At 75.4% G+C, this 16,709-nt stretch carries 10 protein-coding genes and 1 pseudogene; 2 read left to right on the top strand and 9 right to left on the bottom strand.

Features of this window, described 5'->3' with window-relative positions; translation table 11 throughout:
* The first annotated feature begins 78 nt into the window (after positions 1 to 78).
* Positions 79 to 681, top strand: coding sequence for a pyridoxamine 5'-phosphate oxidase family protein (locus ACWGL3_RS23680; RefSeq protein WP_267949019.1), 603 nt, complete (start codon positions 79 to 81; stop codon positions 679 to 681).
* 82 nt (positions 682 to 763) lie between these two features.
* On the opposite strand, the gene ACWGL3_RS23675 is transcribed toward ACWGL3_RS23680, so the two are convergent.
* The 7 genes from ACWGL3_RS23675 to ACWGL3_RS23645 all read right to left on the bottom strand — a co-directional run bounded on the left by ACWGL3_RS23675 (position 764) and on the right by ACWGL3_RS23645 (position 12,515).
* Positions 764 to 1,624, bottom strand: a complete 861-nt coding sequence (locus tag ACWGL3_RS23675) for a MerR family transcriptional regulator (protein WP_267949018.1) — start codon at positions 1,622 to 1,624, stop codon at positions 764 to 766.
* A gap of 214 nt (positions 1,625 to 1,838) precedes the next feature.
* Positions 1,839 to 3,341, bottom strand: coding sequence for a UDP-N-acetylmuramoyl-L-alanyl-D-glutamate--2,6-diaminopimelate ligase (locus ACWGL3_RS23670; protein ID WP_267949017.1), 1,503 nt, complete (start codon positions 3,339 to 3,341; stop codon positions 1,839 to 1,841).
* 487 nt (positions 3,342 to 3,828) lie between these two features.
* On the bottom strand, positions 3,829 to 5,955 hold the full coding sequence (locus tag ACWGL3_RS23665) for a multicopper oxidase family protein (RefSeq protein ID WP_452461798.1): 2,127 nt from the start codon (positions 5,953 to 5,955) through the stop codon (positions 3,829 to 3,831).
* 202 nt (positions 5,956 to 6,157) lie between these two features.
* Entirely contained in the window at positions 6,158 to 7,768 is a 1,611-nt protein-coding gene (locus ACWGL3_RS23660; protein ID WP_452461797.1) for an alpha/beta hydrolase, read from the bottom strand.
* Positions 7,769 to 7,910: 142 nt separating this feature from the next.
* The gene (locus ACWGL3_RS23655; protein WP_452461799.1) at positions 7,911 to 9,485 is read right to left on the bottom strand and encodes an alpha/beta hydrolase; all 1,575 of its coding nucleotides are present in this window, start codon (positions 9,483 to 9,485) and stop codon (positions 7,911 to 7,913) included.
* Between the two features lie 328 nt (positions 9,486 to 9,813).
* On the bottom strand, positions 9,814 to 11,976 hold the full coding sequence (locus ACWGL3_RS23650; protein ID WP_267949014.1) for a CRISPR-associated protein: 2,163 nt from the start codon (positions 11,974 to 11,976) through the stop codon (positions 9,814 to 9,816).
* A 164-nt stretch (positions 11,977 to 12,140) separates the two neighbouring features.
* Positions 12,141 to 12,515: a hypothetical protein gene (locus tag ACWGL3_RS23645; protein WP_267949013.1), complete on the bottom strand. Its 375-nt coding sequence runs from the start codon at positions 12,513 to 12,515 to the stop codon at positions 12,141 to 12,143.
* Between the two features lie 375 nt (positions 12,516 to 12,890).
* Here ACWGL3_RS23645 and ACWGL3_RS23640 point away from each other — a divergent pair, with 375 nt between their 5' ends.
* Entirely contained in the window at positions 12,891 to 14,042 is a 1,152-nt protein-coding gene (locus ACWGL3_RS23640) for a hypothetical protein (RefSeq protein ID WP_267949012.1), read from the top strand.
* Positions 14,043 to 14,187: 145 nt separating this feature from the next.
* On the opposite strand, the gene ACWGL3_RS23635 is transcribed toward ACWGL3_RS23640, so the two are convergent.
* Positions 14,188 to 16,470, bottom strand: a complete 2,283-nt coding sequence (locus ACWGL3_RS23635) for a TIGR03986 family type III CRISPR-associated RAMP protein (protein WP_452461796.1) — start codon at positions 16,468 to 16,470, stop codon at positions 14,188 to 14,190.
* A pseudogene (locus ACWGL3_RS23630) lies at positions 16,464 to 16,709 on the bottom strand (hypothetical protein); the annotation flags it as partial. The gene ACWGL3_RS23635 and the pseudogene ACWGL3_RS23630, both read right to left, overlap by 7 nt.

Raw genomic sequence — 16,709 nt, 5'->3', positions numbered from 1 at the left:
GAACCGGCCGGGGCGCCCGCGTGTCCGGCCCCGGTCCCGCCCCGGGCAGCGGCGCCCCCTCCTGCCAGAATGGCCGCCATGGCGAACATCCACGACACCATCGGCCCCCGGCTGGCCCGGTTCCTCCTCGACCAGCCGGTGTTCTTCGTCGGCACGGCGCCCCTGGGCGCGGAGGGCCACGTCAACGTCTCCCCCAAGGGCATGGACGGCACCTTCGCCGTGCTCGGCGAGCACCGGGTGGCCTACCTCGACTACACGGGGTCGGGTACCGAGACCATCGCCCACCTGCGGGAGAACGGCCGCATCGTGCTGATGTTCTGTGCCTTCGACGGACCGCCGAACATCGTCCGCCTCCACGGCCGGGGGCGTGCCGTCCTGCCCGCCGAGGCCGGGTTCGAGGAGCTTCGCTCCCATTTCCCCAAGGAGCGCACCCTCGGGCAGCGGGCGATCATCGTGGTCGACGTCCACCGCGTCTCCGACTCGTGCGGCTTCTCCGTCCCCCTGATGGACGTGCGCGGCGACCGCGACCTGCTGGACCGCCACCACGAACGCCGCGATCCCTCCTACTTCACCGACTACTGGCGGACACGCAACGCCACCAGTATCGACGGCCTGTCCGGCGTGCCCGAGCCGTCCGGTCCGGATGCGGGGACCCCCGGGGACGCCCGCACACGCGCCTGAGGGGGCGCCGGACACGGGAGCGCGGGCACGGCGGGGTCCGGGCACCGCGCGCGGACCCTTCCCCGCGCCCCGGCCGCGTGGCTCAGTCGGCGTCCCCGGCCCCGCCGAGCGGGAGCAGGCGCACGGCGGTCTCCGTCCCGTCCCCGTGCAGGATGTGGCGCATGCCCGAGTGGTCGGGGAAGAGGCCCTCCGGGGTGTGCGCCAGCAGCTGGAGGTGGGCCATGGCGTACTTGGGCGTCGAGTTCCGGCCCGGGAGCCGGATGGACAGCTCCTCACGGGCCTCGAAGTCCTGCACCTCGACCTCCCCGGCCAGGGCCGCCAGCGCCTCGGCCCCCGCGGTGACCGGGACCTTGGCCACCCAGTGCGGGCCCTCCGGGGTGAGTGCCCTCTCCCTCTGCTCGGCGGTCTCCCCGGACCAGGTGAACCAGGGGGCGCCCGTGACGGCGGCGCCGTGTTCGGCGGCCAGGGCGCCGAGCTCCGCCACCGTGGCCGTGACGGCTCCGGTGACCGCGTCCCAGTCGTACTGGTCGGGTCGGCCCGCTCGCCGCTCCACGGCGACCGGGGGAACGGTCCTCGACAGGACCGTCGTCCCCGGCGCCTCCCCGCGCCGGACCGCGGGCGGGGCGGTGAGGAGTGCGCGGGCGGTGGCGATCGCCTCGTCCTCGGCCCGGCGCCGGCGGTGCAGGGCCCCGGTGTGCTCCTCCAGCAGTGCGGCGGCGGTGTCGGGGGCCTCCAGGGCGCGGCGGACGTCCTTGACGCTCATACCGGCGCCGCGCAGCGCCGTGACCAGCACGGCGGTCGCGACCTGCTCGATGGAGTAGTAGCGGTACCCGGTCTCCCCGTCGACCTCGGCGGGGACCAGCAGCCCCTCGGAGTGGTAGAAGCGCAGCGTCTGCGGGGACAGGTCGCTCATCTCGCTGAATTCCTTGATGGACAGGCTCATGCCGCCAGTCTCGGGGTTGCGGTAACCGCAAGGTCAAGCCCGCGGCCGCGAGTCCTCCCGCCGCCCGGGAGCCCGGGCCCTCACACCGCGTGGGGGGCGGCGCCTGTCACGCCGGCCGCGGAGGGGCGCTCCCCCGCCACGCGGGGCGGCCTCCCCGGCGGCCGGGCGCGGGGCGGTCGCGACCCCGTCGCCGCGCTCCCGGGGCCGCCTTCCCTCACGCCCCCGAGTGCACCGCGGGCCGGGCCCGGGAGAGCTCGCGGACGGTCGCCATGTCGTCGAAGGGGAGCATTTCGCCGCCGACGATCTGGTACGGCTCGCTGCCCTTGCCGGCGAGCAGGACGACGTCCCCCGGACCGGCCGAGGCCAGGGCGGCGGAGATGGCCGCACGGCGGTCCCCGTCCCGTTCGTACGGGGTGCCCGTCCCCGTGAGTCCCGGGGCGACCTGGTCCATGATCGCCTCAGGGTCCTCCCACCTCGGGTTGTCCGATGTCAGGAAGCACAGGTCGGAATGGGTTCCCGCGATCTCCCCCATCCGCGCGCGCTTGGTCGTGTCGCGGTCGCCCCCGCAGCCGAAGACGGTGAGGACCCGCCCCCGGGCGAACCCGCGGATCGTCCGGAGGACCTTGTCCAGCGAGTCCGGCGAGTGGGCGTAGTCGACGACCACGGACACCCCGTGCGGGGCCTCGAAGCGCTCGAACCGGCCCGGGATCTGCGGCATGCGTTCGAGCGCGTCCACGAGGGCGCCCAGTTCGTGGCCGAACCAGTGGCAGGCGGCCAGGGCCGCGAGCGCGTTGGACACCGAGAAGCGGCCCGGCACCGGGATGGCCGCCGGGTACCTGCGGCCGCCGTGGTGCAGGACGAAGCGCGTCCCCGAGGCGTCGACCTCCAGGTCCGTCGCCCGGTAGTCGGCCTCCGCGTCGATGGCGTAGGTCGTCACCGCGCCGGGCATCATGGCGGGGATCGCCGCACCGACCGGGTCGTCGGCGTTGACCACGGCGTGGCGGCACATGCCCTGGAACAGGCGCAGTTTGGCGTCGCGGTAGTCGTCCATGGTGCCGTGGTCGTCCAGGTGGTCCTGGGTCAGGTTGGTGAAGATCCCGACGTCCACGAAGGAGCCCTCCACGCGGTGGTGGAGCAGGCCCATCGACGTGGCCTCCAGCACCACGCTGAGGGTCCCCCTGTCGCGCATGCGCCCCAGGATGTACTGGAGGTCGGGGGCCTCGGGGGTGCTCAGCACCGAACGCGGCATCGGGACGGGGTCTCCGCCGGTGCGGCTGCCGGAGGTGCCGATGACACCGACCCTGGCTCCCTTGGAGATGCGCAGCAGCGACTCGTACATGGACGACACCGAGGTCTTGCCGTTGGTCCCGGTGACCGCCACCACATCCATCCCCCGGCCCGGGTGACCGTGGTAGCGGGCGGAGACGAGGGCCGCGGCGACACGGGCGTCGGCCACCTCGACCACGCAGGCGCCCTGGGGCGCGAACCGGGACGAGGGGTCCGGCGGCCCGGTCTCGACGAGGACGGCCGCCGCGCCCCGGGCGAGGGCGGACGCGACGCCTCCGGCCCCGCCCCCCTCGTGTCCGGGCACGGCGACGAACAGGGATCCCGGGGACGCCCTGTGGGCGTCCAGGCACGGGCCGGCGGTGATCCGGATGTCCGGGTCGCCGTGCAGGATCCGGTGGTCATGGCCTTCGAGCAGCTCGCTCAGCTTCACGAGGGGTTCCCTTCGAGCATGGCGCGCGCCGTTCGCACGGGCGGCACCGGTGGGCGCGGCCGACGGGATGCCGTGGGCCGGCGGAGCAGGGAGCGGTGGTGCGGTGTGGCGGGCCCGGTGAGGGGCGGGCGCGGCTCCCGGTCAGGGGGCGGCGCACCGTGTGGGTGGGGGCGTGGCGCACCGTGGCGCACGGGGGCCACGGGGACGACGCGGTGGAGAGGCGGCCGGAACCGCGGGTGGAGGTCGCTAGCCGTGGCCGTGGAGAGCCCGGAGCCCGGTACGGGGGGCCTCGGGCACGGCGCAGGTCGAGCCGGTGACGGCGGAGGGGGCACGGCACGGGGCGGCGAGGGGAGAACCCTGTCCACACGCGCGAGTACCGGCCATGCTCCGAGTGTACGCGCCCGGTCGCGGACCGCGGCGGGCGGAGCGCCGGTACGGGGGCGTGGGGCGGGGGCGCCCGTACACGGGGCGGGCGCGGTGCCGGGCCTCACCCCCGCTCGGCCTCCGACTCCTCCGCCCCGGCGTCCGGCACCTGCGGTTCGGCCCCTCCGACGAGGCGCGGGTCACGGGCGGACCCGCCCGGTTCGCGCCCGGCGGCCCGGGGCGGGCCCTCCCGCGGGAGCTCCTCCGGGCCCGCCGCCTCCCGGGCGATCCGGACCGCCGTCGCCGCGGCGCCGTGGCCCATGGTGTGGCCGAACCTGGCGATCTCCGGGGGCGCCACGTTGAACGGGCGCATCATGCCCATGTCCTCGTGTTCGAGCAGGTGGCAGTGGTACATGTACCGGCCCGTCCCTCCCGTGAACCGGCCCATCACGCTCACCATCGTCCCCGGCCCGACCCGGATCACGTCCTTCCACCCCTCCTCGTCCGGGTTGACCACGCCCGCTCCCGCGAAGGCGAGGGGGTGCCGGGTGGTCTCGCTCACCCGGTCGAAGCCCGAGACGTCGTAGGTGTCGCGGCGCAGCGCCTGGAACCTGGTGAGGTGGATGTGCATCGGGTGCATGGGACCCCCGAGGTTGAGGAAGCTCCACATCTCCCACCCGTCGAGCGGGACCACGAAGTTGATCGTGTCCATGAAGGTCGAGGCGGCCTTGCGGTAGGTGCGCAGGCGTCCCGAGTGGTCGCGGATCCGGATGTGGCCCCCCTCGGGGTGCGCCGCGTGGCCGTCGTCCGCGTGCGCCGGGTGCGCCCCCGCCGCGTGCGGGGAGTGGTCACCGGGCGCCGCCACGTGCTCCAGCTCCAGGAACTTGGGGTGCGCGAACGCGTCCGGCTGCGTGATCAGCACCATCCGGTGGCCGTGGTGGGGGTGGTCCTCGTGCCTCACCCTCACGTAGCCGGCCTTGAGCGCGGGGTCGGCCGGAGGCGTGAAGGAGTCCGTGGCCTCGGTCGCCGAGACCCGGAACTGCATGACGGCGGGGAAGAGCTCGCCGCGGGTCGGCCTTCCCTCGTCGTCGACCATCACCAGCCGCAGCCGGGACGCCTTCCCCGCCTCCGTCCCGAACTTCTTGAAGTCCACGAGGAGGTCGGCCCGCTCGGCCGGGGAGATGGTCAGCCGCCCCCGGAGGTCGATGGGCCTGCCCAGCCGCCCGCTGTCCGTGCCGACCTGGAGCACCGCCCCGCGGACCTCCTCCGGTGTCGGCGCGGTCAGGTTGCCGCCGCCGTCCTCCTTGAACAGGCCCAGCGTGTAGGTGCGGGCGTTGGCCCCGTTGAGGACCCGGAAGCGGTACCAGCGCCGCTCCACCTCCAGGTACGGCCAGATCCTCCCGTTGACCGTCTGGTAGGGCCCGGTGAAGGGGAGCGTGGACGGCCAGGTGGTGGGGTCGTCCGGATCCACGCCGTCGCTGCCCGTACCGGTCGCCGGACCGTCCGCCAGGGCGACCACCTTGTGCAGGAGCTGCGCGGTGGGCGGGCTCCCCGGCCTGCCGTCCGTGGTCTCCAGGTTGCGGTCGCCGAGGACGAGCGGGACCTCGTGGACCGTGCCGCCGTCCGCGCCGCTGGTGGGGGTGAGCGCCTCGTCGTCCTCGTCCCGCAGGATGTAGGCCCCGAACAGCCCGGCGAAGACGTTCCAGCGGGTGATCCCCATCGCGTGGTCGTGGTACCAGAGCAGGGTGCCGGGCTGGTCGTTGGCGTACTCCGAGAGCTGGGCGCGTCCCGTGTAGACGGCGTCGTCCGTCCATCCGTCGCTGCCCCCGTCGGTGTAGCCGCCGTGCTGGTGGGTGACGCTCCACGGACGGATCGCCTCGACGGCGGTCGCGATCGCGGCGCCCTCGCTGCCCGGCCGGGAGGGGGTGCCGGGCGGTCTCGGCGGCACCCAGACGTGGCGTACGGGGTACTTCTCGCCGGTCGTGATCGCGTTCTCCCAGATCACACGGATACGCGTGCCCCTGGCCACGTCGAAGGTCGGCCCGGGGACCGTCCCGTCGTAGGCGAACGCCTCGGTGGCGGGCTCGCCCCGCACGTCCAGCTCCGAGTGCAGGCTCACCTTCGTCCGCTTCAGCCTCACCGTCACCTGGGCCACCCCGTCGGGGCCCTTCTCGGACAGGTCGGCCTCGGCCGGGACGGGCAGGGCGTCCTTGAAGGGGGTCAGTCCGAGTTGCTTGGGCAGGTCGGCCATGGTCATCCTCCGTGTGGTCGGAACGGCTCGCGCGGGCGGTCCCCCTCCCGCGCCGGTGCCGGGCGCGCCGGTACGGGGCGCGCCGGTACGGGGCCCGGCCTCCGGCGGACCGCCGGCCGGGTCCCCCTCCCGCGCCGGTGTCGGGGGAGTGCGGCGCCGCGGCCCGCCCGGGGCGGGAGCGGCAGGCGGCCGCGGGCGCGGCCTAGGCGAGGACCTGAGGGCAGGTCAGACCGTGTTCGGGCACCTTCCCGCTGATCAGGTACTCGTCCAGGGGGTCGTCCACGCAGGCGCTCTTGCCCCTGCCGTACACGGTGTGGCCGCCGCCCTCGTAGGTGACCAGGACGGAGGTCGTCAGCCGGGCGTGCATGCGCTGCGCCCACCGGTAGGGGGTCGCGGGGTCCCCCGCGTTGCCGACGAGCACGATCGGCGGGGCGGCGGACGCCGTGAACTCCTGGGCGCCGGTCTCCGCGAGGGGCCACCGCGCGCACGAGGCCGTCGCCCACACGGGCGCGCCGCCGAACAGCGGGGCGCGCAGCTCGGCCGCCTCCACGGCCTCCCGGTAGGCGCTCAGGTCCTCCGGGTCGTCCCGGTCCGCGCACATGACGGCCGTGTAGGCGTCCGCGTCCTCGCCCGCCTCCTCGCCGAAGGCGCGGTCGTACATGTACTCCAGGTACCGCCGGTAGGTCTCGGACCCGGTGTCCCCCTCGGCCAGGTCCGTGAAGAACCCGGCCAGGTAGTCCCAGGTCCACTCGTCGTAGAGCTGCGTGGCGACCATCTCCGCCAGCATCTCGCCGGTGACGGTCCGCCCCCGCACGGTCGGCCGGTCCCGGTCGAACCGCTCCAGGAGGGCCGGCGTCTCCTTCACCGCGGCCCGGCCCGACGTGAACGGGCAGCCCTCCACGGTCCGGGCGCAGTGCTCGGCGACCATCTCCCAGGAGTCCTGGAAGGCCTCCTGGACCTCCACCGCGAGCCGGGCGTTGGAGGGCGCCGTGTCCACGACCCCGTCCAGGACCAGCGCCCTCGTCCGGTCGGGGAACATGTCGGCGTACAGGGCCCCGACGTGGGTGCCGTACGAGTAGCCGACGTACGTCAGCCCCTCGTCCCCGAGGGCGTCGCGGAGGACGTCGAGGTCGCGCACCACGTTGACGGTGCCCATGCGCGACAGGAACTCCCCGCCGACGGCCTCGGCGCAGCTGCGCCCGTAGGCCTCGGCGGCCTCGCCCAGCCCGCGCAGGTCGGCGGCGGTCTTCGCCGCGGGGTCCCCGGGGGCCACGCGTTCCAGCTCCCGCTCCCACGCCCGCGACCCGTCGCAGTCCAGGCCCCCGCTCCGCCCGACCCCGCGGGGGTCGAACCCCACCAGGTCGAAGGAGGCCTGCACCCGCTCCCCCAGGAAGGGGTTGCGCATGCCGTCCACCGTCGAGACCCCCGGCCCCCCGAAGTCGACCACCAGCGATCCCCTGCGCTCCGACTCCGGGCCGTGCGCGGGCCTCCGGGCCAGCGCGATCCCGACCGTCTCCCCGTCGGGGCTGCCGTAGTCGACCGGGACCGTGAGGGTGCCGCACTCCAGCTGCGCCATCCACGGCGGGGTGCCCCCGCCCGCGTCGGCGTCGACCGCGTCCAGCTCCGCCTGCGTGAAGCACGGGCTCCACGCGATGTCCTGACCGTAGAACGGAAGGGGCACGTAGGCGTCGGCGGGCGGCCGCGCGGAACCCGTGGTCACCGCGAGCACGACCGCCAGTCCCCCGGCCCCGAGGACGGCTCCCGCTCCGCCGAACCGCCCGAGAGCACCCGTACACCAGCGCCTTGTCCGCACCGTGGCTCCGTTCCCGTCAGCGCCGACCGGCCGCTGCCGGGGCCTTTCGCACCATTTCAGCGGAGAACACACCGATCACGGACGGTAACATTCCGTTCGGGAGGTAAACAGTCGGTCTTGTTTGCGGGCGTCCGTCCACGTCTCAGGCGCGCGGACAGGTGAGACCGGAACGCGGCGCCTCCCCCGTCAGCAGGTAGGCGTCCACGGGCCGGTCCACGCAGGGGCTGCGCTCCTTGCCGTACAGGGTGTGCCCCGCCCCTTCGTAGGTGACCAGGACGCCCGTCTCCAGCTGGTCCGCGAGTTCCTCGGCCCAGGCGTAGGGGGTGGCGGGGTCCCCGACGGTCCCGATGACGACGATCGGCGGGGCGTCCGGGGCGGTGATCCCCGTGGGCGCCTCCTCGCTCTCCGGCCAGTACGCGCACGGCAGCTGCTCCCACACCAGGTCGGGGCCGAACAGCGGGGACAGCCCGGCCGCGCGGTCGGCCGCGTCCCGGTAGGCCGCCACGTCCTCGGGGTCGGCGCGGTCCGCGCAGTTGACGGCGGTGAACACCGCGTTCGCGTCCTGGTGCTCCAGGCGGGGGTCGACGTCCTCCGGGTCGACGTCCTCGTACTTGCCGAACGTGTTGTCGTACAGCTCACCGAGGTGGCGCGCGGTCGCCTCCCCGTCGTCCGAGGCGAGGGCGCCGAGGAGGGCGGCCAGGTAGTCCCAGCTCTCCTCGTGGTACAGCTCCATGCCGATCATCTGGAGCAGGGTCTCGCCGTCGACGGGGATGCCCTCGACCTCGGCGGGTTCGCGGTCGAGCCCCGCCAGGAGCTCCTGCATCCGCGCGTCGGCGCCGTCCCCCTCGGGGTCCGCCCCGGCGAACGGGCACCCGTCGGCCTCCGCCGCGCAGTGGGCGGCGAACATGTCCCAGGTGTTCTGGTGGGCGGCCACCTGGTCCAGGGCGATCCCCGCGTTGGACAGCTCGGTCTCCACGGCGCCGTCCAGGACCAGCGCCCGCGTGTTGGCGGGGAACATCTCGGCGTAGAGGGCGCCGATGTGCGTGCCGTACGAGTAGCCCACGAAGCTCAACCGCTCGTCGCCCAGCGCGTCGCGGACGATGTCCAGGTCGCGGACGACGTTCACCGTGCCCAGGTGGGCGAGGAACTCCTCCCCCACCGCCTCGGTGCACGCCTCGGCGTAGCGGCGGGCGGCGTCCTCCAGCGGCTGGAGTTCCACGTCGGTCAGGTCTTCGGGGTCGGTGTCCGCGACGCGCCGGAACGCGTCGTCCAGGACGTACCGGTCCCCGCACGCGAAGCCCCCGCTCTCCCCCACGCCGCGGGGGTCGAAGGAGACCAGGTCGAAGGCGGAGCGGACCTCGTCGCCGAAGTACGGGAAGTCCAGCATCTCGATGCCCGACACACCGGGGCCGCCCGGGTTGAGCACCAGGGACCCCAGGCGCTCCTCCGCCGGGCCGGTGGCGGGGGCTCTGATCAGCGCGATCTCCAGCACCGTCCCGTCGGGCCGGTCGTGGTCCAGGGGGACGGCCACGGTTCCGCACTCCAGGGTCTCCAGCCAGGCCGCGTCGGCCCCCCACCCGGCGAGTTCGCCGACCTGCCGCTCGTCGTAGCAGGCGCGCCAGCGCACCTCCTGCCCGGCGAAGGGCCCTTCCTCCCCGGGGGGCGCGGACGAGCACCCGGCGAGCAGCAGCACCGCGGCCGCGGCCCCCGCCGGCACCGCCCTCGGGGCCGCCCCCGCTCCCGTGCCTCCCCCGACGCCCGCTGCTCCCCTGCCCACGCGCGGCTCCGTTCCTGTCCCCGCGCCCCCGCGCGGCGGCCGTGTCACACCGGGACCGGCTCGTCCCTCACCGGAGAGGGTGCCGTACGGACCCCGGGCGATCCACCCGCCGGTCCGGCGCCGTCCCGGAAAACAGAAGTGGCGGCCCCCGGAGGGCCCGCCTCCGGCCGGGCGGCCACCCCCTCGCGGCGAGGGGCCGTCCCGCCGGGCCGCGGGAGGCGGGCGGACCGGAGCGCACGGGACCGCCCTCCCGGGCCCCGGCCGGGGCTCAGAGCAGGGTGACGTCGGTGTCGAACAGGTCAGGGAGGTCCTCCGGGGAGGCCACCGCCACCAGCGGGCGCAGGGGCTCGCCGAAGCCGATCCGCGCGTGGCGCCCCCGCCCTTCCCCCTCGGTCTGGGTGATCCAGTCGACCAGTTCGACGGCGCGGCTGACGTCCCCGCCGGGCCGGGTCAGGGCGACCACGGTCCCCGCCACGTCACAGCCGGTGTTGAGGAGCAGGGTCGCGGAGAACACGCTCTGCGCCCACGCGCCCCGGCCCACCGGGTGCGCGCCGCCCCCGGGGGTGCGGCGGCGGGACCAGCCGGGGGCGGCCAGCCCCACGGCCCGGTCGTCGAAGGTGAGCACGAGGCTGGGCCGCTCCTGCGCGGACAGGCACTCCACCGGGTGGCCGAGCGAGGCGTCCGCCCACACCCCGACCGGGCCCCCGGCCGCCCGGACCAGGGCGTCGCGTGCCGCGTCGAGCAGGTCGGCGTCGACCTGGTCGCGGGCCTCCCCGCACGCCCACTCCGCCAGGGGGCCGGTCAGGGGCGAGTACCCCGGAAGGAGCAGCGGCCAGTCCACGGCGGCGCGCCCCCTCAGGGGCACGGGGCCGTGGGTCATGCAGACCACGGTGCGCCTGCGCCCGAGCTGGTAGGTGACGCAGGCGCCCGACCGGCGCGCGGCCAGGGCCAGGCCGAGGCTCATCGCCTTGGTCCCGGTGGTGATGTCGACGACCACCGGTGCCGCTGCCCCGCCGGACCGCTGTTCGGCGATCCACCGCCGGGCGACCCCGGTGACCGCCTCCGTGTCGGCCCCGTCCACCGGCTCCGGGGTGAAGCGCACGCGGTCGCGGTAACCGCCCTCCTTCAGCTCGGCGGCCTCGGGCCGGTCCGCGCCGGGGTTCTCGGCCGCGTGCAGCGTGCGTGCGGCGGCCTCGCGCACGCCGCTCAGGACGCTCTGCCGGGAGGGCAGGACGAGCGTGTCGGCGGGGCGGTGGGCGTGCACGGCGGTGAGGGTCCCCATGCGGCTGCCGCCCAGGGAGGTGACCAGCAGGGGGCCGTCCCCCGGTCCGGGGTGGCGTTCGGGCGGCTCCGCCCCGTCCGGAGGCGGCTCCGGCGGCACGGGCGTCCGCGCGCCACCGCCGCGACGCGGCGGGGCGCCCAGGCCCGGGAAGAACGCCTTGCGGACCTCCTCGAACGAGGTGAGCCGGGCGAGCAGGTCGTCCAGGCTCCACACGTGGACGCTGCGCGCGCTCAGCGCGGGGTTGTACGCGGTGACCCGGTCCCGCAGCCCCGGGACCGCGGGACCGGAGTGGACGAACAGCACCTGGACCGCTCCGCCGAAGACCCGGCGGGCCTTGGTCACGGTCCACCCGGCGCGGGCCACGACGTCGTCGGGGCGGGACTTGGCCTCGACGCACAGCACGCGGTGGCGGTAGCGGACGACCGCGTCGAAGTCGGCGACGGCTCCGCCGGGGTGGAGCGGGTCGGCGACCTGCCGGGGGCCGAGCACCTCCGTGCCCCGGTGGCGGCGCGTGTGCCGCAGCAGGTGGGAGAGGACCCGGCCCTCGGCGACGACGCCCCGGCGCACCGCCGGGGACATGTCGGGGAACCGCGCCAGGAGTGCCTGTTTGCCGCCCTGGACGAAGAGGCGGACGGGTTCGGGGTCGCGGTCGTCGAGCCAGCGGGCGCCGTGGATCCCGGCCAGGGTGCGCAGGTCGACGCCGTCGCCGACCACGGGGCGTCCCGGATGTGAGCCGTCCGCGGTGCGCAGGATGTCGCGCTGGGCGTCGAGGTAGTGGCGCCAGCGGGGGGCACGGGGGTGTCTGTCGGGGGGCAGCGCCCGTTCGTGGAAGAGCGCGGCGGCCACGCTCATCACCTTGGTCCCGCCGGTGTAGTCGAGGAACCAGGGTTCTCCCCCGTTGTCCCGGTGGAACGCGGCGAGGGTGTCGGTGACCGGCCCGAAGTCGTGCGGGTCGGGTCCCACGCTGGCCACCCGCACCGACGCCCGGCCGGCGAGCCGTTCCACCGCGCGGGCGACCCGGTGCGCGACGGGGAGGGTTCCGTCGCTGCCGAGCAGGAGCAGGCGGTCGGCGGGGAGGGTGAGCGAGGACAACAGGGCCGGGGTGGGGTTCTGCCCGACGAGCACGACGGCGGTTCGGGGACTGTCCACATTGTCCTTCGCACAGGGAGCGGGGGCGGTTTCGGTACGCACAAGCTACTGCCGGGTTCCGCCCTTCCTCCAGGGCGGGCGCCGGTTCGCCGCCGGGCGGTCGGGCCCCGGGGGGAGGCGGGCCGGAAGGGGTCGCTCCGGGGTCCGGCGGGGAGGCCGGGCGGTCAGGCCCCGACCCTCTCCTCGGCGGCGGGGGCCCTTCCGCGCACCGGTGAACCGCTGATCACGAAGGAGCGGCAGGCGGTCACCACGCCCTTGCCGTCGCGCACGAGATCGGAGGGGACCAGGAGGTCGCGGCGCTCGGGGTGGGCGGAGCCGACGACGGAGGACACGATGAACCACACCCCGTCCTGCGGCTCGGGCAGGTTGGCCCTGGTGCGCTCCTCGGCCATCAGCGGCACCCCGGCCACCTCCAGTCCGACGGGCACGCGCACCGCCTCGACCCTGGCCGGCGCGTCGGACCCCGGCCAGCGGCGGATGACGCGGGAGCTCTCGTCCACGACCGTCACCGCATGCGGCGTCAGGTTGACCACCGGCATCCGGCACCCTCCGTTCGTCTCGGTCCGCGGCGGCCGGCCGGCGTGCCGGGTCCGGCCGTACCGCGCACCGGTCCAAGGCCTTCACCGCAGTCTCTCGGACACACGCGCGGGGGGCGGCGGACGTGCGTACCGGGCCAACCCCGGGAAAGAAGTGGGGCCCTTGTTTCGGATGTCCATTTCATCAGCATCAGGACTGGTTTATGCAACCTGATAATCCAGCACAAGAATTGACATTTCCCTATGTGTGGCCCTATTTTGCTATACGACCTCCCGTTCACGCGGGGGTGTCACCTGAGGTCTCACGTCTCTTCCACATGTGCTTTCCCGGAGGGCTGGGAAAGCAACCGGCCCCGGAACACCCGGGGAGAAGAGTTCGTGAGCACGCACCACTGCTCCGCCTGGGAGCTGTTCGGCTCCGCCGCCTTCCTTCGCGTCTTCACGCGCGTCCTGGGGTGCGGGCCGTGCTCCGCGGACGGAACCGCGCAGGGCTGCTCGGGCCACTCCGAACAGTTCTGCGACTACGTCGACCTGTGCGCCGAGCACTGCCCGTGCCCGGTGCACGGAGCGGATCCCGACGGCGTCATCGCCGTGCGCATGCGGCGTGCCGCGCCCGGCGCCGCGGGGGTGGACCGCACCGCCGCGCACCGGCTGCGGGACGCCCTGGACGACGTGCGCCGGGACCGCTCCTACAAGAACCTGCGCCGCGTCTACCCGCAGAGCGCGCCCGACGGCCGGACCCGCTGCGCGTTCTCCGAGCGCCCGCGCCGCTGGGCGCAGCGCCGCGACGTCGCCCTGGTCGCCACGGACGTGGTCGACCAGGAGGCGCTCGCCATGCTGGTGCTCACCGCGGGCTGGGGCAACCCCGCCGCCGACCTGCCCGAGGACATCCACCCGGGCGAGACGGTCTCCTTCACGGAGGACGGCAGCGCCGTGCCGGTCGCCGACCTGCACGGCCGCACGCTCACCGCCGTCAAGGAGCCGCCCATGGTCTCGACCGCCACGGGCGACTACCTGCTGCGCAAGCTGGCCGAGCTGGCCGCCGGGCGCGACGCCGACCCGGGCCGCACCCCCGACCAGCGGCGGCGCCTCGTGCTCCGCGGCCTCCTGCCGGAACTGAACGGCGAGGACGTCGCCCGCCGGCTGACCGGCGTGCTGGGGCGGATGGCCAAAACCATGCCCCGGCACTTCGCACTGGTGCAGCAGGCGCGCGGCCGGGCCCGCAGCGCCCCCTACTCCCCCGTCCCCGACCCCGACCCGGCGGACCCGGCGGAGGACCCCTCCCGGCGGCGCGAGGTGCTGAGCGAGGCGGAGCGCTCCTGGCTGCGCCGTACCGGCCTCGCGCTGACGACGCGGGCCCAGGAGTCGCGGTCGGCCTTCGACGCCGACCCGCAGGGCGCCCTGGAGACCCTGCTGTGCCGGCTGCTCGACGAGGGGACCGACGTCCCCGCCCTGTGGGCGGGGGCCCAGGACGACCCCGACCTGCGCGCGGACCTCGTGGAGGCCCTGGCGGAGGCCATCGACAGGTAGGGCCTCCCCGGACGGCCCGAGGCCCGGACCGCTGCCGGTGCGGAGCGGGGGCGCGCCCGAGGGCCCCGGACCGCGACGGGTCCGGTCGCCGAACCGTGCTCGGGCCGGGGGCCTGCCGCGCGGCGCGCCGGAAGGGCCCCGCCGCTCAGGCTCCCCTCCCCCGGCCCGCCTCGGAGAAGCGCCTGGCCAGCGGGGGGAGCACGGGGTACTCGGCGAACTCGCGCAAGGACATCACCGCCGTCTCCTCCAGGGGCAGGCGTCCGCGCCACCGGCCGGCCAGGCACACGTCGCGCGCCTGCCCCACCTCGCGCCACCGTTCCGGGCCGGGCCCGCCGGGCAGCCGCCGCGCCGCCAGAGCGCCGTCGAAGGCGTCGAGGAACCCCCTAACCTGTTCGTCGGTGGCCCGGACGACCCCGGCGGACGGGTCCAGGTCCAGGGCGCGGGCGCGCCGGTCCACCAGGTACAGCTCCGGCGCCAGGTGCACGCTCCCCATGCCCAGCGACTTGCCCATCCCGATCTTGTGCGCGTACTCGGGGTCGGCGGGGTCCCCACCGCCGACCGGGTTGTCGAGTAGCAGGGCCCGCAGCAGGACGCCGAGTTCTCCGTCGGTGAGGTTGGTGAAGGTGATTCGCGAGTGAAAGGTGAGGCCGTCCCGGAGGGGAACCACGTCGCGCTCGGTGTCCCGGGGCGGCTTCGCCCGGTGTCCGGGGTCCAGCACCGTCAGGTCCAGCTCCTCCTGGGCGCGCGCGTCGTGGCGGAAGGGGCGGGCGCCGCCCGCGGGGTGGCGGTGCAGGTACACCTTGTACCCGCCCAGGCGCACGTGCCCCTCGTGCGACCAGGTGACGATGTCCGGCCGGTCCCCCGACCCCGCGTCGGGCCCCTGCACCAGGTAGTTCGCGAAGCAGCCGCGCTGGGGCGAGAGCAGGCGCACCCGCAGGACCGCCCCGTCGGGGTAGTCCGGGTCGGGGTCGAAGGAGAGCGCGCTGCCGAAGGAGACGCGCCCCTTGGACGCCCCGGCCTCGCCGGCGAAGGTGTCGGTGTCGCCGAACAGCGCGCGGCACACGTCCACCGGGCGTCCCGCGCGCCCGGCGCGGTCGGGGTCGCCGTGCTGGGGCCCGAGCACGGGCCCGGGGACGGCTCGGCGAACGGGGTTGTCCTCGCTGACCGCGATGCGGTAGCCGCCCGAGCGGCCGAAGGACACCACCGCCCCGGACAGGTCGACGTCGAACCACACGGGTTCGAGGCTGCGGCGCGGCAGTCCGCCGCCGCCGGTCCCGGCCACCGGTTCGCGGGCCGGTTCGGCGCCGCCGGCCCCCAGGCCGTCGGGGAAGGCCGCCCTCTGGTAGCCGGTGACCTGTTCGGCCGACTCGAACAGCTCCACCATGGGCCCGGGCACCCGCAACCGCCCCCCGCGCAGGTCGCGGGGGCGGGGGAAGAGGTAGGCGTTGCGGCGGTCCCCCGCGGCGGCCCCCGTCAGCACGACCAGGGCCTGCACGACCCCTCCCCGGTCGGGGCCGCCCGCTCCGGCGGTCAGGGCCGCGAGGTACTCCCGCGCCTGGCGGGCCGTGGGGGCGACGGCGGCGATCCGCCGCTCCCCCGGCAGGTGGACGGCGTACACCCACCGGTGCTGGAGGCGTCCGTGCTGCTCGTGGGCGGTGGGCACGTAGGTGTTCCCGCGGGGCGGGTCGGGGAAGTCGTCGACCCCGAAGTCCCAGGTGCGCAGGCTCTCGCGCAGGACCGTGAAGGGCACCTTGAGGGCCTGGCCCGGTTCGGCCGAGACAGCGGTGCCGGGGACCTCCACGACGTACCAGCAGCCGTCCGGCGGGGAGTGGAACAGGAACCCCTGCCTGGTGCGCAGCCCCGCGCGGCGCCTGCGGTAGTCGGCGTGCTGCCGGGCCATGACCTGGCGTGCGCGGGTGGACAGGCCGCTGTCCGCGCTGCCGGGATCGATGCGCACGGGAGCGCGGAAGAACAGCATCGGCGTGTTGACCGGGCCGGTCTCGCCGCCGGTGAGCATGCGCACGGTGTTGCGGACGAGGCCGCGCAGGCTCGATCCGGGCAGGGCGGGGAGGAGGCGTTCGCCGTGGGGGAACCGGAGGGAGGAGCCGACCCGGCCGGGTTCGGGGGTCTGGCCGACGAAGGTGGGGGTGAGCGTGGTGACGGCCAGGTCGATCCACCCCGAGCGGGTTCCGTCCACCGTGCGGTCGTGGCTGCGCAGCAGGTCGTCCGTCACGTGCCCGGCGTGCAGGTCGGCCGCGGGCACGGGGGTCTCGGCGAGCGCGACCAGGCCGTAGGGCGCGGTGGCGTGGAACCGCCCGCCCCGCCCGCCCGCGGCCGCGTCCGCCGCGGTGGCGGGCCCGGGGGCCGCCCCCGGCGGCGGGCACGGCCTGCCCCCGAAGCGTGAGGCGACGTCGCGGGGGTTCACCATCGGCGCTCCTCCTCGGCGATCTCGTCCCCGGTGCCCACGTCGAACTCCGGTCCTGTCGGCTTGGCGCCGGACCGCATCCCCGTGAGCCGGTGGAAGGCCACCCCCACCGCCCCCGTCCCGGGGTCGGACGCCCAGTACTCCCGCACGGTCAGCCACGTGCCGGCGGCGAGGTGGTCCTGGACGTCCGCGACCCCGACGACGCGGTGCGCGGCCTGCTCGTGCTCGTCGTGCGAGAACTG

The organism is Nocardiopsis sp. NPDC055824, from assembly GCF_053616335.1.
This window is presented reverse-complemented; position numbering and strand designations above follow the sequence as displayed.